Genomic DNA, 3,053 nt, shown 5'->3' on the forward strand with positions numbered 1-3,053 from the left:
GTCGACGTCGATCATCAGCAGCGCCAGCGAACGCTTGTCGCGGCGGGCGCGATTCCATTCGATTTCCAGCACCTGATCAAAACAGCGCCGGTTCGACAGCGCGGTCAGGCCGTCCTGGTTGGCTTGCGTCATCAAGATCTGGTTGGCCCCGGCAATGCTATGGTACAGCCGCGTGATGCCGTACAACTGCGAAACCAGCACTGCCAGCGAGGTGAACAGGCTGGTCATCTTGGCAAAATACCAACCCAGCGAAAAGCGTGCGCCGCCGTACAGCGTCAGCCAGACATCGATACAGGCGGCGACCATGCCGACCATGAGCCATAACTGCTCCGGTTTTTCTTCGCGCATGCGCATCACGCAGAGCAAGCCGATGACGTTGACGCCGAACACCAGCGCCGGAATCAGCATGGTCGAGTCGTCGAAGAAGTCGTGGCCGTTGCGCAGCACCTCCGGCAGGTAGGGCAAGCCCAGCGTAGCAGCTAACGTCAATAAGACCACCACGGCAATCGTGACGAGAATGGACCTGCGCACGTCCGCAGCGGTGCCGGCGGTCTCTTCCGAATTCGTCGCGTAGCGGATGATCAGCAACCCGAAACCGGTGTGCCAGCAACACCACAGCCAGACGGCGCTGCTGGTGCTGCCGATGATGGGCGCTTCCATGAGACCGCCGGGGAAGGCCGCGATCAGCGGCACGAAAATCACGGTCACGAAAAAATATGCCGTGCCCAGCCTGATCGTGCGCTCCTTGCGTTCGATCAATCCCTTGGCGAACAGCAGTGAAGCCAGGATGACATTGACCACGACCATGGCGATGCCGAAGCCGCTCATGTAGCCCGGGATCGGCAGCAGAGGCGTCGTTGCCAGCGGCGTGGCGACCGCCGCCGACAGCAGCAGGATGCCGATGATGACGCGCGCCAGGCGGATCTGGCGCGGACTCACGCCGGCGTCTTTGATGAGATAGAGTTCTTCGTCCATGAGAGATTTTGTTGTAGATTTTTCCCACATCTTAGTGCTGAAGAGGCGCATCGGCGCGCGAAGAATGATGACCGATTGATAATTTTTCAGAAAGCGTTGTTATTTCGCCGGGATAGTTTTTCTGCGGTAATCTTTTCGATCGGTCCATCTTCAAAACCCCGCCCGGTGGGCATTGCAGGACGGCATCAACTTTCCTGCGGGCATGAAAAAAGCGCGGATAGGCCGCGCTTTTCATTGGAGTCGGGTATTCGAGGAATGGCCCCGGTTGCTCCCAGTTCTATTTCTCCTGTTGCAGGGTCGCGCCTTCGATGCCGGCGCTGATGCGCACCTTGTAGACGCCGGGATTTTTCAGCTCGACGCTGATTTTTTTGGTCTGCGGATAAGCCGGGCTGTTCAGCGAATGGATCGGCCGGATGCTGAAGTCGTAGCTGGTGCCGGGCTTGAGCCAGATGCTGAAATGCTCTCCCGACTGGATCTGCGCCAGCACCACGTCGTTGATCGCCAGCTCCAGAGGCGCGTTCCCGTACAGGAAGGTCGAGGTGCGCGAGAACTGCACTTCGGCAGTGCCGGACGTCGGCGACAGCATGCTCTTGATGTAGACGCGCGCCTGCGGCACTTCTTTGGTCGGCGTCGCTTGTTCGGCGGCCGGCTGGATTGCGCAGGCGCTCAACGCCATCGTCAGCGCCAGCAGGCAAGCGGTCATCGGTGTCTTCATTGCAGCTTCCTTATTTGGGATGGTTTTCATGTTGCGCGACAGCGATTCTGACATGAAGCCGATGGCCTTGCCTATACAACTTTGTGCACGCGGTATTCAAGCATGGCTGACGCGGTAGACGCAACGCCGCGCGCCGGCCAGCAAATGTTCTTCGCGCGTTACCGAGGCGGCGTCGCCGATGACCTCGCGGAACAACTGGAGCTCCGAACGGCAAAAGCCCTGGCAAGTGGTTGCCGCCGCACAGATCGGGCAATGGTCTTCGATCAGCAGCCAGTCCTTGCCGTCTTTCTCAACGCGCGCCATGTAGCCTTCGGCGGCGCGCAGGGCGGCCAGTTTGTCGAGCTTTTTCGGAATACCGGCGACGCCGCGGCACGCCTTCAGGTAATCCTTGCGCATCTCGCCTTCGCGTTGGGAAATCAGGCGATCGAGTCCTTCTTCGCCGAACAGTTGTCTGATCGAACCGATCAGCTGAATCGTCAGATAGGCGTGCGTATCCGGGAAGCGCGCGTGGCCGGCGGGGCTCAGTTCCCAGTTCTGCCGCGGGCGTCCGGCGCCGGCGGCGGCTTCCTGCACGCCGCTGATCAGTTCTTCCGCGAGCAGCTTTTGCACCTGCAGGCGCGCCGCTTCCGCCGTCATCCCGAGCTCTTGCGCCAGCGTCGCGGTGGAGGCGGGGCCGCGCGTTTTCAGCCGGAGCAGGATGCGTTCGGCGGTCGACATGTCAGTATTAAGGTCGATGTTATTTTCCAAGTGTTTACTTGTGTAATTTATTGTGCGGGTTTAGTATGCGTCCAGATAATATCCAAACAAACGCTTGCATATTAGGCGTTATCCATCCCGATGTCGAGGTTAGTCATGCATACAGAAACCGCTGTTTCCACCTCCTGGAGCGAATTGCTGACCGGCCGCAATCTGTGGCGCTCGGTCGCCCTGACCGGCGGCGTTGCGCTGCACGCCATCAACGTCCACATCGTCACCACCATCCTGCCGTCGGTGGTGCGCGACATTGGCGGCCTGGCGTATTACGCGTGGAACATCACGCTGTTCGTGGTCGCTTCCATCGTCGGTTCGGCGCTGACCAGCAAGCTGCTCGACAAGCTCGGCCCGCGCCGCGCCTATTTGCTGGGGCTGGCGGTATTCACGCTCGGCTCGATTCTATGCGCGACGGCATTGTCGATGCCCTGGATGCTGGCCGGGCGCAGCGTGCAGGGTCTCGGCGGCGGCTTGCTGGCGGCGCTCGGCTATGCGCTGATTCCCGTGCTGTTCGAGCAGCGCCTGTGGTCGCGCGCGGTGGCGCTGGAGTCCGGCATGTGGGGCGTGGCGACCTTGAGGCGGCGGGCGTGCTGGTCGCCTGGCTCGATCAGCG

The 3,053-nt window shown here is 60.8% G+C and carries 5 protein-coding genes; 1 reads left to right on the forward strand and 4 read right to left on the reverse strand.

Annotated features, from left to right (window positions below; translation table 11 throughout):
• The 4 genes from HLUSI_RS34615 to HLUSI_RS0107135 form a co-directional block, all read right to left on the reverse strand.
• The coding region (locus HLUSI_RS34615) for a sensor domain-containing diguanylate cyclase (RefSeq protein WP_016833328.1) at positions 1-975 on the reverse strand (975 nt) is incomplete at its 3' end.
• 31 nt (positions 976-1,006) lie between these two features.
• Positions 1,007-1,210: a hypothetical protein gene (locus tag HLUSI_RS32460; protein ID WP_157137772.1), complete on the reverse strand. Its 204-nt coding sequence runs from the start codon at positions 1,208-1,210 to the stop codon at positions 1,007-1,009.
• A gap of 42 nt (positions 1,211-1,252) precedes the next feature.
• Positions 1,253-1,690, reverse strand: coding sequence for a hypothetical protein (locus HLUSI_RS0107130; protein WP_040503247.1), 438 nt, complete (start codon positions 1,688-1,690; stop codon positions 1,253-1,255).
• A 96-nt stretch (positions 1,691-1,786) separates the two neighbouring features.
• Positions 1,787-2,407, reverse strand: coding sequence for a helix-turn-helix transcriptional regulator (locus HLUSI_RS0107135; protein ID WP_016833330.1), 621 nt, complete (start codon positions 2,405-2,407; stop codon positions 1,787-1,789).
• A 135-nt stretch (positions 2,408-2,542) separates the two neighbouring features.
• Between HLUSI_RS0107135 and HLUSI_RS0107140 the strand changes: the two genes are divergently transcribed.
• Positions 2,543-3,053 (forward strand): MFS transporter (locus HLUSI_RS0107140; RefSeq protein WP_029363239.1); only part of this gene is annotated, 511 nt, incomplete at its 3' end.

This window comes from Herbaspirillum lusitanum P6-12 (assembly GCF_000256565.1).
GTDB lineage: Bacteria > Pseudomonadota > Gammaproteobacteria > Burkholderiales > Burkholderiaceae_D > Herbaspirillum > Herbaspirillum lusitanum.

Excerpts from the sequence above, each read along its gene's own strand:
- HLUSI_RS0107135 (WP_016833330.1), bottom strand. The coding sequence starts at position 2,407 with ATGTCGACCGCCGAACGCATCCTGCTCCGGCTGAAAACGCGCGGCCCC.
- HLUSI_RS0107130 (WP_040503247.1), bottom strand. The coding sequence starts at position 1,690 with ATGAAGACACCGATGACCGCTTGCCTGCTGGCGCTGACGATGGCGTTG.
- HLUSI_RS32460 (WP_157137772.1), bottom strand. The coding sequence starts at position 1,210 with ATGAAAAGCGCGGCCTATCCGCGCTTTTTTCATGCCCGCAGGAAAGTT.